16 protein-coding genes are annotated in these 17791 nt (G+C 61.4%); 13 read left to right on the plus strand and 3 right to left on the minus strand.

From position 1 onward, the window contains the following. Nucleotides 1-258 precede the first annotated feature (258 nt). From FHW37_RS03425 to araH, 4 genes are all read left to right on the plus strand, one after another. Nucleotides 259-1041 carry a FadR/GntR family transcriptional regulator gene (locus tag FHW37_RS03425; RefSeq protein WP_145632493.1) on the plus strand — a complete coding sequence of 261 codons (783 nt, stop codon included), beginning with the start codon at nucleotides 259-261 and terminating at the stop codon, nucleotides 1039-1041. Nucleotides 1042-1131: 90 nt separating this feature from the next. Further along, nucleotides 1132-2112 (plus strand): arabinose ABC transporter substrate-binding protein, encoded by a 981-nt coding sequence (locus tag FHW37_RS03430; RefSeq protein ID WP_145632497.1) that lies wholly within the window; start codon nucleotides 1132-1134, stop codon nucleotides 2110-2112. Between the two features lie 91 nt (nucleotides 2113-2203). Then, entirely contained in the window at nucleotides 2204-3709 is a 1506-nt protein-coding gene (gene araG, locus FHW37_RS03435) for an L-arabinose ABC transporter ATP-binding protein AraG (RefSeq protein ID WP_145632500.1), read from the plus strand. Between the two features lie 16 nt (nucleotides 3710-3725). Then, entirely contained in the window at nucleotides 3726-4679 is a 954-nt protein-coding gene (gene araH / locus FHW37_RS03440) for an L-arabinose ABC transporter permease AraH (RefSeq protein ID WP_145632503.1), read from the plus strand. Nucleotides 4680-4690: 11 nt separating this feature from the next. Here araH and FHW37_RS03445 read toward each other — a convergent pair whose 3' ends face one another. After that, complete coding sequence (locus tag FHW37_RS03445) at nucleotides 4691-5584, minus strand: LysR family transcriptional regulator (RefSeq protein ID WP_145632506.1); 894 nt, start codon at nucleotides 5582-5584, stop codon at nucleotides 4691-4693. A gap of 98 nt (nucleotides 5585-5682) precedes the next feature. Here FHW37_RS03445 and FHW37_RS03450 point away from each other — a divergent pair, with 98 nt between their 5' ends. From FHW37_RS03450 to FHW37_RS03460, 3 genes are read left to right on the plus strand one after another with little or no spacing between them, the layout of a single operon-like run. Continuing rightward, entirely contained in the window at nucleotides 5683-6423 is a 741-nt protein-coding gene (locus FHW37_RS03450) for an SDR family oxidoreductase (protein WP_145632509.1), read from the plus strand. A gap of 11 nt (nucleotides 6424-6434) precedes the next feature. Beyond that, a complete protein-coding gene (locus tag FHW37_RS03455) occupies nucleotides 6435-7343 on the plus strand; it encodes an SDR family oxidoreductase (RefSeq protein ID WP_145632512.1) in 909 nt (302 codons plus the stop codon). A 49-nt stretch (nucleotides 7344-7392) separates the two neighbouring features. After that, entirely contained in the window at nucleotides 7393-7605 is a 213-nt protein-coding gene (locus FHW37_RS03460) for a tautomerase family protein (RefSeq protein ID WP_145632514.1), read from the plus strand. A gap of 81 nt (nucleotides 7606-7686) precedes the next feature. On the opposite strand, the gene FHW37_RS03465 is transcribed toward FHW37_RS03460, so the two are convergent. Together FHW37_RS03465 and FHW37_RS03470 are read right to left on the minus strand one after the other, a co-directional pair. Further along, nucleotides 7687-8082: a hypothetical protein gene (locus tag FHW37_RS03465; protein ID WP_145632516.1), complete on the minus strand. Its 396-nt coding sequence runs from the start codon at nucleotides 8080-8082 to the stop codon at nucleotides 7687-7689. Nucleotides 8083-8214: 132 nt separating this feature from the next. Further along, nucleotides 8215-8895, minus strand: coding sequence for a GntR family transcriptional regulator (locus tag FHW37_RS03470; protein WP_246690682.1), 681 nt, complete (start codon nucleotides 8893-8895; stop codon nucleotides 8215-8217). Between the two features lie 289 nt (nucleotides 8896-9184). Here FHW37_RS03470 and FHW37_RS03475 point away from each other — a divergent pair, with 289 nt between their 5' ends. The 6 genes from FHW37_RS03475 to FHW37_RS03500 all read left to right on the plus strand — a co-directional run bounded on the left by FHW37_RS03475 (nucleotide 9185) and on the right by FHW37_RS03500 (nucleotide 17790). After that, the gene (locus FHW37_RS03475; protein ID WP_145632518.1) at nucleotides 9185-9952 is read left to right on the plus strand and encodes a LamB/YcsF family protein; all 768 of its coding nucleotides are present in this window, start codon (nucleotides 9185-9187) and stop codon (nucleotides 9950-9952) included. 45 nt (nucleotides 9953-9997) lie between these two features. Further along, a complete protein-coding gene (gene pxpB, locus FHW37_RS03480; RefSeq protein ID WP_145632519.1) occupies nucleotides 9998-11602 on the plus strand; it encodes a 5-oxoprolinase subunit PxpB in 1605 nt (534 codons plus the stop codon). Then, nucleotides 11599-13374 carry an acetyl/propionyl/methylcrotonyl-CoA carboxylase subunit alpha gene (locus FHW37_RS03485; RefSeq protein ID WP_145632521.1) on the plus strand — a complete coding sequence of 592 codons (1776 nt, stop codon included), beginning with the start codon at nucleotides 11599-11601 and terminating at the stop codon, nucleotides 13372-13374. The genes pxpB and FHW37_RS03485 overlap by 4 nt, the downstream gene beginning before the upstream one ends. After that, a complete protein-coding gene (locus FHW37_RS03490; protein ID WP_145632524.1) occupies nucleotides 13371-15194 on the plus strand; it encodes an ABC transporter ATP-binding protein in 1824 nt (607 codons plus the stop codon). Before FHW37_RS03485 ends, FHW37_RS03490 begins: the two co-directional genes overlap by 4 nt. A gap of 56 nt (nucleotides 15195-15250) precedes the next feature. After that, on the plus strand, nucleotides 15251-16786 hold the full coding sequence (locus FHW37_RS03495) for an ABC transporter substrate-binding protein (RefSeq protein ID WP_145632526.1): 1536 nt from the start codon (nucleotides 15251-15253) through the stop codon (nucleotides 16784-16786). 77 nt (nucleotides 16787-16863) lie between these two features. Beyond that, nucleotides 16864-17790, plus strand: a complete 927-nt coding sequence (locus FHW37_RS03500; RefSeq protein ID WP_145632527.1) for an ABC transporter permease — start codon at nucleotides 16864-16866, stop codon at nucleotides 17788-17790. Nucleotide 17791: the final 1 nt, after the last annotated feature.

The following is a 17791-nucleotide window of genomic DNA, read 5'->3' on the forward strand; positions in this document are numbered from 1 at the left end:
CCCCTCGTGGCGCAGCAGGCCATATTGGTTGCCCGTAAATCGACCGGCTGGCTCCTCCGCCTTTGAGCCGCAACATCAGACTAAAAACCAGCACTCAAATGTCAAGATAAATAGTATTTATTTTTGAATTTGATCACAAACACCAGATCATTCATATTACTGATTGCAGACTTACTGGCTCACCGATCATGGGTCGAAAGCAGGCTGCACTTGTGGCCGCAAGCCGCAACGAGGGGACAGAAATATGAAGGCAAACCGATGAAGCAGATCCTGACCGAACATGGCTCGCCGATTGCCCAGCGCGGCAAGCGCAGCGTAAGAGAAGCGCTGCTTCACTGTCTGGTCGAGATGGTCGTATCGGGCACATTTCCGGAAAACGCGACGCTTCCGAACGAGGCCGATCTGACGGAAAAATTCGGCGTCAGCCGCACCAGCCTGCGCGAGGCGATGCAATATCTATCGGCGCTCGGCATGGTGCGCTCGCGCACACGCGCCGGAACCACCGTGCTCCCGCGCGAAAACTGGAACTATCTGGACCCGATCGTTCTCGATGTCATGCTCGCCGTCGGCGGTGACGATGCCTTCTATTCCTCGCTGATCGACGCCCGCCAGCTCCTGGAGCCCGCTGCCGCAGCCCAGGCCGCTGCCAATGCCAATGCCCGGCAGCTCTATCAGATCTCCAAGGCTTTCGAGGACATGGTGGAGGCCAATTCCCGCGATACCGAAGACTGGAGCCGCGCCGATCTCGAGTTCCATACGGCGATCATCAATGCCAGCGGCAACTGGGTCTACCGCCAGTTCGCAAGCGCCATCCGCGCTGCCCTCCTTGCCAGCTTCCGGCTGACCAACCGCGCCAGCCAGAGCCATGAACAAGCGATCCTCACCCATCAGGACGTGCTCGAAGCCATCCGCATGCGCCGGCCGGAAGCGGCACGCCATGCGATGGAACATCTGATTGGCGTCGCCAGAAGCGAGATGACCGATGCCCTGCGCCGGGCGCGCAAGGCGGCCGAGATTGCTGACCCACAAACAGACAAATAAAAAATCATACATATCTGTTGACTGGTATGATATTTACTGGATAGTGAGGAGCGACCGCGGGGAGGCACGCGGAGAAGAGGGAGAGATTTCATGCGTTCATTGAAGGCATTGTTTTTGGCTGGCGCCGTTGTCCTGACCGCGAGCGCGGCATGGGCCGCCGACGTCAAGATCGGTTTCGTCGTCAAGCAAGCGGAAGAACCCTGGTTCCAGGACGAATGGAAGTTTGCCGAGCAGGCAGCCAAGGAAAAGGGCTTCACGCTGGTGAAGATCGGCGCTGAAGACGGCGAAAAGGTCCAGTCGGCGATCGACAATCTCGGCGCCCAGGGCGCCCAGGGCTTCATCATCTGTGTTCCGGACGTCAAGCTCGGCCCCGGCATCGTCGCCAAGGCGGCCGCCAATGATCTCAAGCTGATGACCGTCGACGACCGCCTGGTCGGCGCCGATGGTAAGCCGCTCGAAGACGTCGCGCATATGGGCATTTCGGCAACCAAGATCGGCGAAACGGTCGGCACCGCGCTTGCCGCGCAAATCAAGAAGCGCGGCTGGGATATGAAGGATGTCGGCGCGATCCGCATCTCCTACGACCAGCTGCCGACGGCCGTCGACCGCGTCGAAGGCGCGATCTCGGTGCTGAAGACGGCCGGCTTCCCGGCCGGCAATATTTTTGACGCGCCGCAGGCAAAGACCGATACGGAAGCGGCCCTCAATGCCGCAACGACGGTCCTCAACAAACACGCCAACATCAAGCACTGGGTGGCGTTCGGCCTGAATGACGAAGCCGTTCTCGGCGCCGTGCGCGCCTCGGAATCGGTCGGCATCACGCCCGACAACATGATCGGCGTCGGCATTGGCGGAGCGGAATCGGCGATCAACGAGTTCAAGAAACCTGCCGCAACCGGCTTCTTCGGCACGGTCATCATCTCGCCGAAGCGCCACGGTTATGAGACCGCGATGAACATGTACGAGTGGATCGCCGACAAGAAAGAGCCGCCGAAGCTGACGCTGACCTCCGGCTCGCTCGCCCTGCGCGGCGATTACCAGCAGGTCCGCAAGGATCTCGGCATCGAATAATCATCGCCCGCGCGATCCTTGAAGCAAGACATGCCCCGGCAGCAGCCAAGAAAGGCTGCCGGGGCGTTCATCCGGCATTGATGGGGCGACGATGGCTTTCCTCGAATTCCAGTCCATTTCCAAAGGCTATCCCGGCGTCCAGGCGCTGTCCGACATTTCCTTTTCCGTTGAAAAAGGCGCTGTGCACGGACTGATGGGCGAAAACGGCGCGGGCAAATCGACGCTGATCCGCATCCTGTCCGGCGACCAATCGGCCGATACCGGCAGCATCACGATCGATGGCGTGGAACAGCATTACCGGTCCGTCCGCGACGCCTTTGATGCCGGCGTCATCGTCATCCATCAGGAACTGCAGCTCGTCCCGGAACTGACCGTTGCCGAAAATCTTTGGCTCGGCCGTTTTCCAGGCAAAGCCGGCGTCATCGACAGCCGCACGCTGATCGAGATAGTGCGGACCAAACTGCAAGAGATCGGCATCGATGTCGATCCGACTGCAAAGGTCTCGACGCTGTCGATCGGCGCCCGCCAGATGGTGGAAATCGCCAAGGCGGTGATGCTGGAGGCGCGGGTAATCGCGCTCGATGAACCCACCTCCTCCCTCTCCTCGCGCGAAAGCGAGATCCTGTTTTCCCTGATCGAGCGCCTGAAGGCGCGCGGCACCGTCATTCTCTACGTGTCCCACCGGCTGGATGAGATCTTTCGCCTTTGCGACAGCCTGACCGTGCTGCGCGACGGAAAACTTGCCGCCCATCATCCCGATGTCACCCAGACCACACGCGACCAGATCATCGCCGAGATGGTCGGCCGCGAGATCAGCAATATCTGGGGCTGGCGCGAACGTCCGCTCGGCGAAGCACGGCTTGAGGTCAAGAACCTCTCCGGGCCGAAGCTGCCAAGCCCGATCGGCTTTTCAGTACGCAAGGGCGAGATCCTCGGCTTTTTCGGCCTGATCGGCGCCGGTCGCAGTGAAATGGCACGGCTGCTTTACGGCGCCGACCACCGTCATCACGGATCGGTCAGCATCGATGGCGTCGCCGTTTCTCCGAACAATCCCAAGGCTGCGATCAATGCCGGCATGGTTCTCTGCCCGGAAGACCGCAAGTTCGACGGCATCGTCCAGGGCCGCTCGATCGAGGAAAACATCGCCATCTCGTCGCGGCGGCATTTTTCGCCTTTCGGCATTCTGAACCCGAAGAAGGAAGCCGCGCTTGCCGAGCAGTTCATCGCCAAGCTTCGGGTACGCACACCGTCCCGCAAGCAGGACATCATAAATCTGTCCGGCGGCAACCAGCAGAAGGTCATTCTGGGCCGCTGGCTTTCCGAACAGGGCGTGAAGGTCCTCGTCATCGACGAACCGACCCGCGGCATCGATGTCGGCGCCAAGTCGGAAATCTACGAGATCCTCTATGAACTGGCGGCTGGCGGCATGGCGATCATCGTCATCTCAAGCGAGCTACCGGAAGTGATGGGCATATCGGACCGGATCATGGTCATGTGCCAGGGTCGCGTCGCGGCCGATATCAACCGCAGCGACTTTAACGAGCGCACCATTCTGACCGCGGCGCTCCCCGACAAAAACGCCGCCGGCACAATCTGATCCAGGAACGATACCGATGAATTCGTTGAAAAAAATCCTTCTCGGCGAACAGGGGCTTGTGGTGATCTTCGCCATTGCCTTCGTGATCGTGTCGATCTTCGTTCCGAACTTTCTGACCGAGCGCAACATGCTCGGCCTGTTGCAGTCGGTGGTGACGATCGGCATCGTCGCCTGCACGATGATGTTCTGCCTTGCATCGCGTGATTTCGACCTTTCGGTCGGCTCGACGGTCGCCTTTTCAGGCATGATCGCCGTCATGGTCTCGAACGCGTCCGGCTCGATCCTGCTCGGCCTTCTGGCGGCACTGCTGGCGGGCAGCGCGGTCGGCTTCGTCAATGGCGTGGTCATCGCGAAATTCCGCATCAACGCGCTGATCACCACGCTTGCGACAATGCAGATCGTCCGCGGCTTTGCGCTGATCGCCTCGGATGGCCGCGCCGTCGGTATTAACGACCCCAGCTTCTACCAGCTGGCTCTGTCGCGCTTCTTCACCATCCCGACGCCGATCTGGGTGATGATCATCCTGTTCCTCGTCTTCGGTTTCGTGCTCAACCGCACGGTCTTTGGCAAGAACACGCTGGCGATCGGCGGCAATCCGGAAGCTTCCCGTCTTGCCGGCGTCAATGTCGTGCGCATGCGCATCTGGATCTTTGCGCTCCAAGGCCTCGTCTGCGCCATTGCCGGCATCCTGCTTGCCTCGCGCATCACCTCGGGCCAGCCGAATGCGGCAACGGGCCTCGAACTGTCCGTTATCTCTGCCTGCGTTCTCGGTGGCGTGTCGCTGGCCGGCGGGCGAGCGGCGATGACCGGCGTCATCGTCGGCGTGCTGATCATGGGCATTGCCGAGAACGTTATGAACCTCCTCAACATCCAGGCTTTTTACCAGTATGTCGTGCGCGGCTTCATTCTCCTCGTCGCCGTTCTGCTCGACAATCTGCGCTCGTCTGCGGCCGGTCGCGGCAGGGCCTGAAGAGAACTCTGCTAAAGCGCTGCGTTCTTAAAAAGCTCGGAGATCCAGTCAAGGAAGACACGAAGCCTTGGCGCCGTATGGCGGCTGTGCGGATAAAGCGCGGACAGGGGTGTGGGTGACGGCGGATAATCCGGCAGCAACTCCACCAGTGTGCCCGCGCTGATATCCTTTTCGAGACGATAGCGGGGCGCCTGAAAAATCCCGAAACCTCGACGGCCGAGATCCGCCATCGTGTCGGAATTGTTGACCATCACCTGAGCAGGCAGCGTGACCTCTTTCAGCTTGCCGTTCATCGTGAACTCGAGCGGGATGATCTGGCCGGAGCGCGAGGAGATGAAACCGATCATCATGTGCCCTTCCAGCGCATCCGGCGTGACCGGCAATCCGTATTTCTCGATATAGGCGGGGCTTGCGCAGGTCACTTCCCTGATCATGCCGAGCCGGCGCATGATCAGCCCGCTGTCTTCGATCTCGCCTGCCCTGATAACGCAATCGATGCCCTCGCGCACCATGTCGACCAACCGGTCGCCCTGGCCGAGCTGCAGCTTTAAAAGCGGATAGCGGCCGAGAAAATCCGCTAGATGCGGAAGAAGGAAAGTCTGGGTCAGCAGCGGGTGGGCGTCCACGCGCAAAAGACCGCGCGGCTGCGCATCCCTAAAGATGTTTTCCGCCTCCTCGACCTCGGCCAGCACCGTCTGGCACCGCTCGTAAAATGCCAGGCCATCAAGCGTCGTCGTCACGTGCCGCGTCGTGCGATCGAGCAGCCGCACGCCAAGATCCTTTTCCAGCTGCTTGATGGATTCGGTAACCGTTGACCGCGCCAGACAAAGATCGGCAGCGGCAGCCGCAAAGCTGCGGCGATCAACGACACGGACGAAAAGCTGCATGCGATCGAGGCGGTCCATGTTCGCTCCTGGCGAATTGTGATGTCGCTATTCAGGCAATTGTTCTGAATAGGTGGCAGGCATAGCTTTGGCTCATCGGAAACGAAGGAGCAAGATCCATGACCAATATCGAACCTCGTGTTGCGATCGTGACGGGTGCCTCCAAGGGCATCGGCGCCGCCATCGCACAACGCCTCTCCGCCGACGGCATCAGCGTCGTCGTCAATTACGCCAACAGTGCTGCCGATGCCGACCGCGTCGTCGCCGCGATCAAGCAGGCCGGCGGAAATGCCCTTGCCGTCAAGGCCGATATCGGCAGCCGGACAGGCATGACCGATCTCTTCGACGCAGCCGGGGCGGCATTCGGCAAGATCGACATTCTCGTCAACAATGCCGGCATCATGCAGCTATCGCCGCTCGTCGAGACCAGCGACGAGAGTTTTGAAAACCAGATCAATACCAACCTTTCAGGTGTCTTCCGCGGCATGCGCGAGGCCGGCAGGCGCATGAAGGACGGCGGACGTATCATCAATTTCTCGTCCAGCGTCGTCGGCCTCTATCAGCCGGCCTATGCGGTCTATGCCGCCACCAAGGCCGCCGTGGAAGCGATGACCCATGTCTTCGCCAAGGAAATGGGAACCCGCGGCATAACGGTCAACGCCGTCGCCCCCGGCCCTGTCGAAACCGACCTGTTCATGAAGGGCAAGAACGAAGCCGTCGTCAACGCCATCATCGCGATGAACCCGCTGAAACGCCTCGGCCAGCCACAGGATATCGCCAATGTCGTGGCCTTCCTCGCCGGGCCGGACAGCGGCTGGGTCAATGGCCAGGTCATCCGCGCCAATGGCGGCGTCATCTGAGGAGAGATGTTATGTCCTATATCACACTCGTGACCGGAGCCTCGAGCGGCTTCGGCAGAATGATCGCCGATGAACTCGCAGGACGCGGGCATACGGTCTACGCCTCCATGCGTGACATTGCGGGGCGCAACGCATCGAATGCCGCCGAGCTGACATCCTATGCAGCAAAACACGGCGTCGATCTGAAGCCGATCGAACTGGATGTTCAGGACGAAGCCTCGGTCCAGGCCGCAACCGACAGGATCATCGCCGATCACGGTCGGCTGGATGTCGTGGTCCAGAATGCCGGGCACATGGTGTTCGGTCCGGCCGAAGCCTTTACTCCGGAACAGCTGGCGCAGCTCTATGACGTCAATGTGCTCGGCACCCAGCGCGTCAACAGAGCCGTGCTGCCGCATATGCGGGCCGCCCGACAGGGGCTGATCGTCTGGATCGGCAGCAGCAGCGTCATCGGCGGTATCCCGCCCTTGCTGGCACCCTATTTCGCCGCCAAGGCCGGCATGGATGCCATGGCCGTCGCCTATGCCCGCGAACTTGCGCCGCTCGGCATCGAGACATCCATCGTCGTTCCCGGCGCCTTTACCAGCGGCACCAACCACTTTGCCCATGCGGGAACGCCGGCAGATACGCAGCGTGCGCAGGAATACCAGTCAGCCTATCCGGCCGGCTTTTCAGACCGCATGCTGGAAGCTCTTGCAAAAACCGTTCCCGAAGACGCCGATCCTGCGGAAGTGGCGAAGGCGGTCGGCAGGATCGTCGATACGCCTTTCGGCAAAAGGCCCTTCCGCGCGGTGATCGATCCGGCCAGCGACGGCGCGGTCGTCACGTCTGCGGTAATCGACCGGATCCGCGAACAGTTCCTGCAGCGGATCGGCTTCGAAGACCTGATGACACCTGCCCATCTCAACTCATCCAAGTGAAACGGACATGTCCCGCCAGCATGGCCGGACACTGATAAAGGAGACCAGAATGCCGTTCATCAACATCAAGACGCCGGAAGGCGCACTCAACAGGGCGCAGAAAGAGGAAATCGTACACCGCGCGACCAACCTTCTCGTCGAATATTTCTCCGAAGCCGCCCGCCCGCACACGATGGTGCTGATCGAGGAAGTCAAGGATGGCGGTTACGGCCGCGCCGACGAGGTGTTCATTCTGCCCGAGGCATACCGGGCCAAGGACTGAACTGCAAATATAGAATTGCCACCCGCCTTCAGAATATCCTGAGGGCGGGTGGTCGTATTTCATTCTCAGCCGTTCAGAATGTCAGTTCTGCGGCAGAATGCGCCCTGCACCGCCCGTATCGGGATGGCCCAGCCCGTTCCGCTCGCCGCGATCAGATCCACCGTGAACTGGGCCGGCACGGTCCGAATTGCGCCAGTTGTGATTGTCGGGACGATCCGGCCGGCCAGGGCCGTGGCCGTGATCGGGGCGTCCGGGTCTTCCCGGATCTCCCGGCCTGCCGGGGCCTCCAGGGTTGCCGGGCCGGGGACCGTGGTCCGGACGATGATGATCCCAACGATCACGGTCGCGCCAGTAATAACCATCGTCGCGGCTGACATAACGATATTCCGTATAGGTGCCGCCTTCACTGACACAGCCTGCAAGGGTCACGCCGGCAAGGCCGACGACTGCGGCGACGCTCAATAATCTCGATGTCATGGGGAAAATTCCTGTGGTCTTGTCTATGCGGCTTCAACTATCTGCCGGTCGCGAAGTTCCCTGGCCTACAGATCGACCGCTCGAATGAAGCCGGTCGATGGCTGAAACTCTCTGTGGATAATGTGTGGACGCCTAGGCCGACACACGGCCGTAAGCACCGAGAATAAAACGCTCGGCACGGACCAGATAGGCCTCCAGCAGGTCGGCTGCAACCTTGGCCCTGCCCGCTTCCAGCTCGCTGACGATCTCGAAATTTTGATCAATGAACGGCCCATGCAGGAATTCCGGATCCTGCAGCAGGCCGAAGACCAGGCGCAGTTCCAACGAAATCTGTGCGTAAAAGCTTGCAAGGCGGGGACTGTCGGAAAGTTCGACAATGGCAGCGTGAAAGGCGATGTCGGCGCTGCCGACACCGAGCCAGTCCTTCTCGTCGCGGCATTTGCGCGCCTCTTCCACCGCGGCCCGCATGCGTCTTACCGCCGGATGGCCGGGATGGGCCTGGGCGATGGCCGGACATTCGATGAAGCGGCGCACACGATAGATATCGACGATCGTCGACATGTCGGGCGTGGAAACGAAAACACCCCGATTGGTCTCGTAACGGAGCAGGCCCTCGGTGGTGAGAAGCCGAAACACTTCGCGCAGCGTGTTGCGCGAAACCTGCAATTCGTCGCTGAGCGCCGTCTCGGACAGGTGGCTACCGGGCGTCAGCCTGCCGGATATCACCTGCTCGCGAATACGGGCGGCGACGGTTTCGGCAAGCGTCGGCGTGGCTGCAGTTCCCCGAGAGGGTACCTGCGCGCGATTTTCTATCGCGGTCCGAGGCTTTGCCCCGCTTCCACTTGCCTTGCGTATGGCCAAGCCGTGCCCCTTCATGCGGACGTGTTTCACCATCCGGTAAATCGCTTTTTGCAATGCGACAAGAGAAATGACGGCGCAAAGGCCGAGTAACATGAAGGAAAAAGTGTAAAATCCACAGCATGCACAGATAGTGGGCAAGTGATCATTTGTAGGGCAATATACAAAAATTGTTCAACACTATGGACAGCATTGTCCTGCTTTGTTAGGCGTTCAATCAATAATCACAGGAGAGGTCGCCATCATGGCCGGCATTGATCTCAACAGCGATCTTGGAGAAAGCTTCGGCGCCTGGAAGATGGGCGACGATGCGGCAATGCTCGATGTGGTCAGCAGCGCCAATGTGGCTTGCGGCTTTCATGCCGGTGATCCGGCCGGCATCCTGAAGACGCTACGGGCCGCCGCGGAACGTGGTGTGGCAATCGGCGCCCATGTCGGTTACCGCGACCTTGCCGGCTTCGGTCGGCGCAACATGGATCCGAGCAGCGAGGAACTGGTCGGCGACGTCATCTATCAGATCGGCGCGCTGCAGGGCCTGGCCAAGGCCGCCGGCACACGCGTCACCTATGTGAAGCCGCATGGCGCCCTCTACAATACGATCTCCATCGACGCCCGCCAGGCCGCCGATGTCATTGCCGCGATCCGTGCGATCGATCCCTCGCTGGTTCTGCTGGCGCTGGCTGGCTCACCGCTGATCGAGCAGGCACGGGCGGCTGGACTGACCGTGGTCGCCGAAGCCTTTGCCGACCGCGCCTATACGCCGGAAGGCAATCTCGTTTCCCGCCGCGAAAAGGGTTCCGTCCTGCACGATTCCGAACTCGTTGCGGCCCGCATGGTGCGCATGGTCAAGGAAGGCGTCGTCGAGGCGATCGATGGCACACCGACGAAGATCGATGCCCAGTCGATCTGCGTACATGGCGACAGCCCGGGCGCCGTCGCAATTGCCAAGCGCCTGCGCGAATTGCTCGAACAGGCCGGCCTTTCCGTCCAGCCCTTTGCACCGACGACCTAAGAGACGATGAACCCGAACGTGCCCTTGTCATCCCGAGATACGTCGATGCGCATCCTTCCGGTGCGCGGCGACTGTATGCTCGTGGAACTGGCCGATCTCGGCGAGGCGCTGGCACTGTTCGACGCGCTGGAAAATGATCCGGTCGAGGGTATTCGCGAAATCATTCCGGCAGCCCGCACCCTGCTGATTTCCTTCGATCCGAACGCCATATCCCGCGACAGGCTGATCGACGCCGTATCGGCACTGGCAGGCGGCGAACGCATAGCAGCCTCCGGCGCTCTTGTCGAAATCCCGGTCCAGTATGACGGCGAGGATCTGGCCGAGGTAGCCGGCATTTTGGGCATGAGCGCCGAAGAGGTCGTGCGCCTGCATGGCGAGAGCGATTATGTCGCCGCCTTTACCGGTTTTGCACCGGGCTTCGCCTACCTGTCCGGCGGCGATCCGCGGCTGGCCGTACCACGCCGCAAGTCGCCGCGCACCCAGGTTCCGGCTGGCGCCGTTGGCCTTGCCGGCGCATTCAGCGGCGTCTATCCGAAAACCAGCCCCGGCGGCTGGCAGCTGATCGGCACGACGCCGCTTGCCATGTTCGATATCGACCGGACGCCGGCATCGCTGCTGCAACCGGGCAACCGCATCAAATTCCGCAATATGGCGGAAGACGGCGCCTACGAAATCAAGGCATCTGCCAAATCCGCCGCCAAAACTGAAGCGCGCGTTCCGTCCGAAAACGGAGCGGCCGCGATCGAGATCGTCTCTCTCGGCCTTCCTGTTGTATTTCAGGATCTTGGCCGCAGCGGTCAGGCAAGCCAGGGCATCAGCATCTCGGGTGCCGCCGACCGGACGAGTTTCAAGGCCGCCAATCGGCTGGTTGGAAACAGCGCTAATACCGCCGCCCTCGAAATCGCTCTCGGTGGCCTTCGCTTCCGCATGAAGGGGCGCGGCGTCATGGCACTGACTGGCGCAACGGCGCCGATCACCATTACCGGGCAGGATGGTATAACAGTCTCCGCGCCCCACCACAGCGCAATCGCGCTCGATGATGGCGACTTGGTTGCGCTCGGCTCCCCGGTTTCGGGCATGCGCTCCTATCTGGCGCTACGTGGCGGTTTTGCGGTGACGCCGGTTCTTGAGAGCGCCGCCACCGATACACTGGCGCAGATCGGCCCGGCCTCGCCCGCTGTCGGAGACACTCTCCTGATCCTGGCAGCACCAGCCGGCGCGTTTGTTGCCTCCGAAACACCTGCATTCGACATGCCCAGCGCATCGCAGACGGTGGTGCTGGATGTGGTCATGGGACCACGCACCGACTGGTTCACGCCGGAAGCGGTTGAAAGCTTCTTGTCGCAGGAATGGTCCGTTACGCCGCAGTCGAGCCGCGTCGGCATCCGCCTTTCCGGCGATGCGCTGGAGCGCGCGAACCATGGCGAACTGCCGAGCGAGGCGACGGTGCGCGGCGCCCTGCAGGTGCCGGCCAGCGGTCAGCCCGTCCTGTTCCTCGCCGATCATCCGCTGACCGGCGGTTATCCGGTCATCGCCAATGTCGCCGGCCATCATCTCGATCTCGCCGGCCAGATACCCGTGGGCGCAAAGATCCGTTTCAACGCGATCACCGATTTCGCGCCCCGTCTTATTCCAGGAAAGAGCATATGAAGAAGGTTCTGATAGCAAACCGCGGCGAGATCGCGGTGCGGATCATCCGGGCCTGCCAGGATTACGGCCTGGCCTCCGTCGCCGTTTATGCCGACGCGGATGCCGATGCCCTGTTCGTGACGCTGGCCGACGAGGCTTTCGCGCTTGATGGTGTCACCGCCAAGGACAGCTATCTCGATATCGACAAGCTGATATCGGTCGCAAAACGTGCCGGCGCCGATGCCGTCCATCCGGGTTACGGTTTTCTGTCCGAGCGGGCAGAATTCGCCAAGGCCGTGATCGATGCCGGCCTCGTCTGGATCGGCCCTGATCCTGAGGTTATCGATGCGCTCGGCGACAAGCTGAAGGCTCGTGCCATCGCCCAGAAGGTTGGCGCGCCGCTCGTTGCCGGCTCGGATGGCGCGATTTCCTCGCCCGCCGAAGCATTGGCTTTCGCGAAAAAATTCGGCCTGCCGATCGCCATCAAGGCCGCCCATGGCGGCGGCGGGCGTGGCCTGAAGATCGCCCGCGAACTTGGCGAGGTGGAAGAACTTTTTGAATCGGCGACGCGCGAAGCGGTCGCCGCCTTTGGTCGCGGCGAATGTTACGTCGAGCAATTTCTCGACCGTCCGCGGCATATCGAGGCGCAGGTGCTGGCGGACCGCCTCGGCAATGTTCTGGTCGTCGGAACACGCGATTGCTCGCTGCAGCGACGCAACCAGAAACTTGTCGAGGAAGCACCTGCGCCATTCCTCTCCGACGAAGAACGGACGAGGATCCATACTGCAGCGCGCGATATCTGTGCCGAAGCCGGCTATACCGGCGCCGGTACGGTGGAGTTCCTGCGCAGCGCCGATGGCGTGATCTCCTTCCTCGAGGTCAATACACGCCTGCAGGTCGAACATCCCGTCACCGAGGAAACGACGGGTCTCGATCTGGTCATCGAACAGTTCCGGATTGCCGAAGGCCTGGCCCTCAGCGTCACCGAGATGCCGGCTCCGCGCGGCCATGCGATCGAATTCCGTATCAACATGGAAGATGCCGGTCGCGGCTTCCTGCCCTCGGCAGGTGAAATTTCCGAATTTTCCGCACCTTCCGGCCCAGGCGTACGGCTCGATTCCGGCATCGTGTCGGGCTCGGCCATCCCGCCGATGTTCGATTCTCTCGCCGCCAAGCTGATCGTCTGGGGTGCGACCCGCGAACAGGCGATTGCCCGCTCGCGACGCGCACTGAGCGAATTCAAGATCGAAGGCGTTCCATCCGTCCTGCCCTTCCATCGCGCGGTCATCGACCACACCGATTTTACCGGGGATTTCCGCGTCCATACGCGCTGGATCGAGACGGATTTTGCCGAAACGCTGGAAGCGGCGAGCCGCCCTGCTCCGGCAATGGGGACCGGCCTTCTGCGTGGCCATGTCGAGATCGACGGCAAGCGCGTTGAGATCGGTATTCCCGATGCTTTTCTGCGTCTGCTCGGTCCGTTGTCTGCGGCATCCGGCAGCAACAAAGAGAACGAGCCAAGCGATGCGGGAGCCGTGCTGGCGCCGGTACCCGGCATGCTCGTTCAGTGGAATGTGACAGATGGCGCCCTTGTCGAGAAGGACGAGGTGTTGGCAATGATGGACGTGATGAAGATGGAGACGGCCGTGACGGCGCCGGTTGCCGGCATCGTCACCATCCTCGCCGAAGCCGGTTCGTCCCAGACGGCCGGCGCGGTCATCGCCCGCATCGCGAGCGCCCAGGAAACCACCCCGACCAGCAGCGACAAGGCCAAGCCGGAGACACGGACATGACCACGATCGAAAACAGCAAGCCGCTTCTGTCGGTCGAAGGCCTGAGCGTCGAGTTCGGCGAAAGCCGTGTCGTCGATGATCTGTCGTTTATCGTCGAGGCCGGCAAGACGGTGGCCGTGGTCGGCGAATCCGGCTCCGGCAAGTCGGTGACGTCGCTGTCTACCATGCGTCTTGCCGACATGATGGGCGCGAAATACGCGTCCGGCCGCATCCAGTTCGGCAACAAGGATCTGCTGAAGGCATCGCAGAAGGAGATGCGGTCGATCCGCGGCAAGGAGATCGCCATGATCTTCCAGGAGCCGATGACCTCGCTCAACCCGGTCTTCACGATCGGCGACCAGATCTGCGAAGTCCTGATGCTGCACGAGAAGATGGGCAAGTCGGCGGCGATGGCGGAAGCCCGGCGCCTGCTCGACATGGTGCGCCTACCAGATAGCGCAGCCCTCCTCGAACGTTATCCGCACCAGCTTTCCGGCGGCATGCGCCAGCGTGTGATGATCGCCATGGCACTCGCCTGCCGCCCCAAGCTGTTGATCGCCGACGAGCCGACGACGGCACTCGACGTCACCATCCAGGCGCAGATCCTCAACATCATGCGCGACCTGCAGAAGACGCTCGGCATGGGCATGATCTTCATCACCCATGACATGGGTGTCGTCGCCGAAATGGCTGACCATGTCGTCGTCATGTGGAAGGGCAAGAAGGTCGAGGAAGGTCCGGTCCGCGAAATCTTTGCCAATCCGCAGCATCCCTATACCCGCACGCTTCTCGCCGCCGTGCCGAAACTCGGCAGCATGCAGGGCGAAGAGTTCCCCAAGCGCATGCCGCTCACCGTGCTTCAGGACGGCAAGCCGACCGTCGTCGGTGAAGAGCGCGTGCAGAACACGGCGAAATACGACGAAAAGCCGCTTCTGTCGGTCAACGACCTGTTCGTCCGCTTCGACATCAAGAAGAACATCTTCGGCAAGGTCACGCATCGCTGCAGCGCCGTGCAGAAGGTCAGCTTCGACATTCATCCGGGCGAGACACTGGCGCTGGTCGGCGAAAGCGGTTCCGGCAAGTCGACGATCGGCCGCACGATCCAGCAGCTGCAGTCTTCCATGGGCGGCGAGATCAGCTTCAACGGCCGCAGCTATTCGTCCATGTCGGCGACCGAGCGTTTTCGCATGCGCCAGGAAGTCCAGTATATTTTTCAGGACCCGTTCGCCTCACTTGATCCGCGCAAGACCGTTGGCTTCTCGATTGCCGAGCCGATCAATACCCATGGCCTGATTGCCGACAGCAAGGCCGTGCGCCGCCGCGTCGATGAACTGCTCGAACGCGTCGGCCTGTCGTCGGCCGTCGCTTCGCGTTATCCGCACGAATTTTCCGGCGGCCAACGCCAGCGCGTCTGCATCGCGCGTGCACTCGCCTCCAATCCGAAGCTGATCATTGCCGACGAGGCGCTGTCGGCTCTCGACGTCTCGATCCAGGCGCAGATCATCAATCTGTTCATGGATCTGCAGGCCGAACGCGGGCTCGCTTACCTGTTCATCTCCCATGACATGGCGGTGGTCGAGAAGATGAGCCACCGCGTCGCCGTGCTTTATCTCGGCCAGATCATGGAAATGGGCTCGCGCCGCCAAGTCTTCGAGACGCCGAGCCATGCCTATACCCGTCGCCTCCTCTCCGCCGTACCGGTCGCCGACCCGACGGCAGTCCGCCACACGGCGCTGATCGAAGGCGAAATTCCCAATCCGGTCCGCCGCGTCGGCGACGAACCGGCCATCCTTTCCCACGAGGAAATCGATCCGGGCCACTTCGTCGCCAAAAGCGCCTGAGCAGCCAGGATCATCAAACCGCGACACAATCGCAAGCATCTGAAGAGGAACAGGTAATGACAACGTTCAAAAGGGGACTGACCGCAACCTTCATGGCTCTTGCCCTGTCGGCCACGGCCTTCACCGCCGCTCCGGCTTTCGCCGCCGGCAAAATGACCATTTCCACACCGCAGGATCCGGGCAGCTGGGATCCGATCGACACCTTCCTGGTGCAGTGGTCGGCCGTTGCCACCAACATCTTCGACGGCCTCACCTATCGCGGCCCCGACCTGAAGATCGTGCCCGGTCTCGCCGAAAGCTGGGAAGAGCTCGATGGCGGCAAGCGCCTGCGCTTCCACCTGCGCCAGAACGTCAAATTCCATGACGGCGAGCCCTTCAATGCCGCAGCCGTCAAGTACACATTCGATCGCCTGCTCGGTGAACAGGGCGCCAAGGGCCCGCAGCGCTCCAACTACACCTCGATCGACAGCGTCGAAGTCATCGACGACAACACGGTCGACATGAAGCTGAAGGCGCCGGATCCGGTTCTTTTGACCAAGCTTGCCGGTTACGGCGGCATGATCGTTCCGCCGAAATACATCCAGGAAAAGGGTGAGGACAATTTCAACCTCAACCCGGTCGGCACCGGCCCGTTCAAGTTCGTGTCCTACCAGCCGAAGGTCAACATCAAGCTGGAAGCCAATGCGGACTATTGGGGCGGCGCACCGAAGCTTTCCGAGCTCGAATACCGCTTCATCGCCGAGCCCTCGACCGCCGTTGCCGAATTGCAGGCCGGCCGCGTCGATCTCGTCATCCCGCCGACCATTCCGATCGGCATGATCCCGGTCATCAAGGGCGACCCGAAGCTCGCCGTCGTCAGCGTTCCCGGCCCGACCGTTGACGCACTGCGCTTCAACACTCGCGACGGCATCACTGCCGACCCGAAGGTCCGCAAGGCGATCATCATGGCCGTCGATCGCGACACGATCGTCAAGTCGATCCTCGCCGGCGAAGCTTCGCCGATCGTCTCCTTCCAGAGCGCGCTCTCCTTCGGTTACGATCCGAACCTGAAGGGCCTGCCCTTCGATCCGGCCGGCGCCAAGAAGCTGCTCGCCGAAGCCGGCGTCAAGCCGGGCACGACGCTGCAGATCGACATCCGCGGCAGTGACGCGACGATGAACGAAGTCGCACAGGTCATTTCCAGCTATCTGTCGATGGTCGGCCTGACCGCCACCATCAAGCCTTACGAAACGAATGTCATCACCAACGACATCATTCCGCAGGGCAAGACCGGCGCCATGTTCCAGCAGAAATGGGGTGGCTGGACCTTCGACTACGACAACACCGCCTACGCCATGTACCACTCGGGCGAAAAGTGGAACCCCTACGACAAGGACGAGAAGATGGACAAGCTGCTGGAATCGCAGCGTCCGCTGACCGACCGTGCCCAGCGCGAAAAGATCCTGCAGGAAGTCGGTGCCTATGCTTCCGAACGCGCGCTGGAACTGCCGCTCTACAACTCCAACGCCATCTTCGGCATCTCCAAGCGGGTCAAGGGCTTCGTTGCAGCCCCGGACAACCGCCTGAAGCTGAACGAAGTCAGCGTCGACTGATCGCGCAGTCAATCTGATCATGTGTCTCGCCCGCTTCTTCGCGGGCGGGACCGGACCTTCTTTTCAAGGACAGTATCGTGGCCGGTTTTCTCATCAAGCGATTGCTGCAGGCAATCTTCGTCGTCATCGCCATCACGCTCGTCGTCTCCTTTGCCATTCGCCTGACCGGCGACCCGGCATTGATGATGTTCCAGGGCGGCGGTGGAAGCATGACTGAGGAGGATCTCGCCCGCATCCGTGCGGCGCTCGGAACCGACCAGCCTTTCCTCGTCCAATACTGGCATTTCCTCACGGGCATGCTGACGCTCGATTTCGGCCGCAGCTTTACCGGCGGCACATCCGTTTCGCTGCTGATCGGTGATGCCGTGCCGGCGACCCTGCTTCTCGCCTTCATCTCGATGCTTGTGTCGATCGCCCTGTCGATCCCGCTCGGCATCAAGGCGGCGACCGCGCGCGGCAAGGTCGCGGACCAGATCATCCGCATCCTGTCGCTGGTTGGTCTGTCCTTCCCGAATTTCTGGCTCGCAACCATGCTCGTGCTGCTGTTCGGCATCACGCTCGGTTGGCTGCCGCCAAGCGGCATGTCGGGCATGGCAAGTTATGTCATGCCGGCCGTCACCATGGGCATCATCCTCACAGCGACCAATGTGCGCCTCGTGCGTACGGCCATGCTGGAAACGCTGCAATCGCAATACATCATGGTGGCGCGCGCGAAAGGCCTGTCAGAAAGCAAGGTTCTTTACAAACATGCGCTGCGCAACTGCGCCATTCCGCTGATCACCTATTTCGGCCTGCAGTTCGGCGGCCTGCTCGGCGGTATCGTCGTCATCGAGCGCGTCTTCAACTGGCCGGGCCTTGGCACGCTTGCCTTCGATGCGGTGGCCTCCCGCGATTATCCCGTGCTCCAGGCTGTCATCACCGTGTTGTCGCTGATGATCGTCGGCATCAACCTTCTGGTCGATATCGCCTATGGGCTTGTCGATCCGCGCATCCGGACGGAGTAAC

Origin of the sequence: Neorhizobium alkalisoli, from assembly GCF_007829835.1 — a bacterium.
Taxonomy (GTDB): Bacteria; Pseudomonadota; Alphaproteobacteria; order Rhizobiales; family Rhizobiaceae; genus Neorhizobium.

What these genes read in the sequence shown, in the direction of transcription:
- FHW37_RS03425 (WP_145632493.1), top strand. Translation starts at nt 259, where the DNA reads ATGAAGCAGATCCTGACCGAACATGGCTCGCCGATTGCCCAGCGCGGC.
- FHW37_RS03430 (WP_145632497.1), top strand. Translation starts at nt 1,132, where the DNA reads ATGCGTTCATTGAAGGCATTGTTTTTGGCTGGCGCCGTTGTCCTGACC.
- araG (WP_145632500.1), top strand. Translation starts at nt 2,204, where the DNA reads ATGGCTTTCCTCGAATTCCAGTCCATTTCCAAAGGCTATCCCGGCGTC.
- araH (WP_145632503.1), top strand. Translation starts at nt 3,726, where the DNA reads ATGAATTCGTTGAAAAAAATCCTTCTCGGCGAACAGGGGCTTGTGGTG.
- FHW37_RS03445 (WP_145632506.1), bottom strand. Translation starts at nt 5,584, where the DNA reads ATGGACCGCCTCGATCGCATGCAGCTTTTCGTCCGTGTCGTTGATCGC.
- FHW37_RS03450 (WP_145632509.1), top strand. Translation starts at nt 5,683, where the DNA reads ATGACCAATATCGAACCTCGTGTTGCGATCGTGACGGGTGCCTCCAAG.
- FHW37_RS03455 (WP_145632512.1), top strand. Translation starts at nt 6,435, where the DNA reads ATGTCCTATATCACACTCGTGACCGGAGCCTCGAGCGGCTTCGGCAGA.
- FHW37_RS03460 (WP_145632514.1), top strand. Translation starts at nt 7,393, where the DNA reads ATGCCGTTCATCAACATCAAGACGCCGGAAGGCGCACTCAACAGGGCG.
- FHW37_RS03465 (WP_145632516.1), bottom strand. Translation starts at nt 8,082, where the DNA reads ATGACATCGAGATTATTGAGCGTCGCCGCAGTCGTCGGCCTTGCCGGC.
- FHW37_RS03475 (WP_145632518.1), top strand. Translation starts at nt 9,185, where the DNA reads ATGGCCGGCATTGATCTCAACAGCGATCTTGGAGAAAGCTTCGGCGCC.
- pxpB (WP_145632519.1), top strand. Translation starts at nt 9,998, where the DNA reads ATGCGCATCCTTCCGGTGCGCGGCGACTGTATGCTCGTGGAACTGGCC.
- FHW37_RS03485 (WP_145632521.1), top strand. Translation starts at nt 11,599, where the DNA reads ATGAAGAAGGTTCTGATAGCAAACCGCGGCGAGATCGCGGTGCGGATC.
- FHW37_RS03490 (WP_145632524.1), top strand. Translation starts at nt 13,371, where the DNA reads ATGACCACGATCGAAAACAGCAAGCCGCTTCTGTCGGTCGAAGGCCTG.
- FHW37_RS03495 (WP_145632526.1), top strand. Translation starts at nt 15,251, where the DNA reads ATGACAACGTTCAAAAGGGGACTGACCGCAACCTTCATGGCTCTTGCC.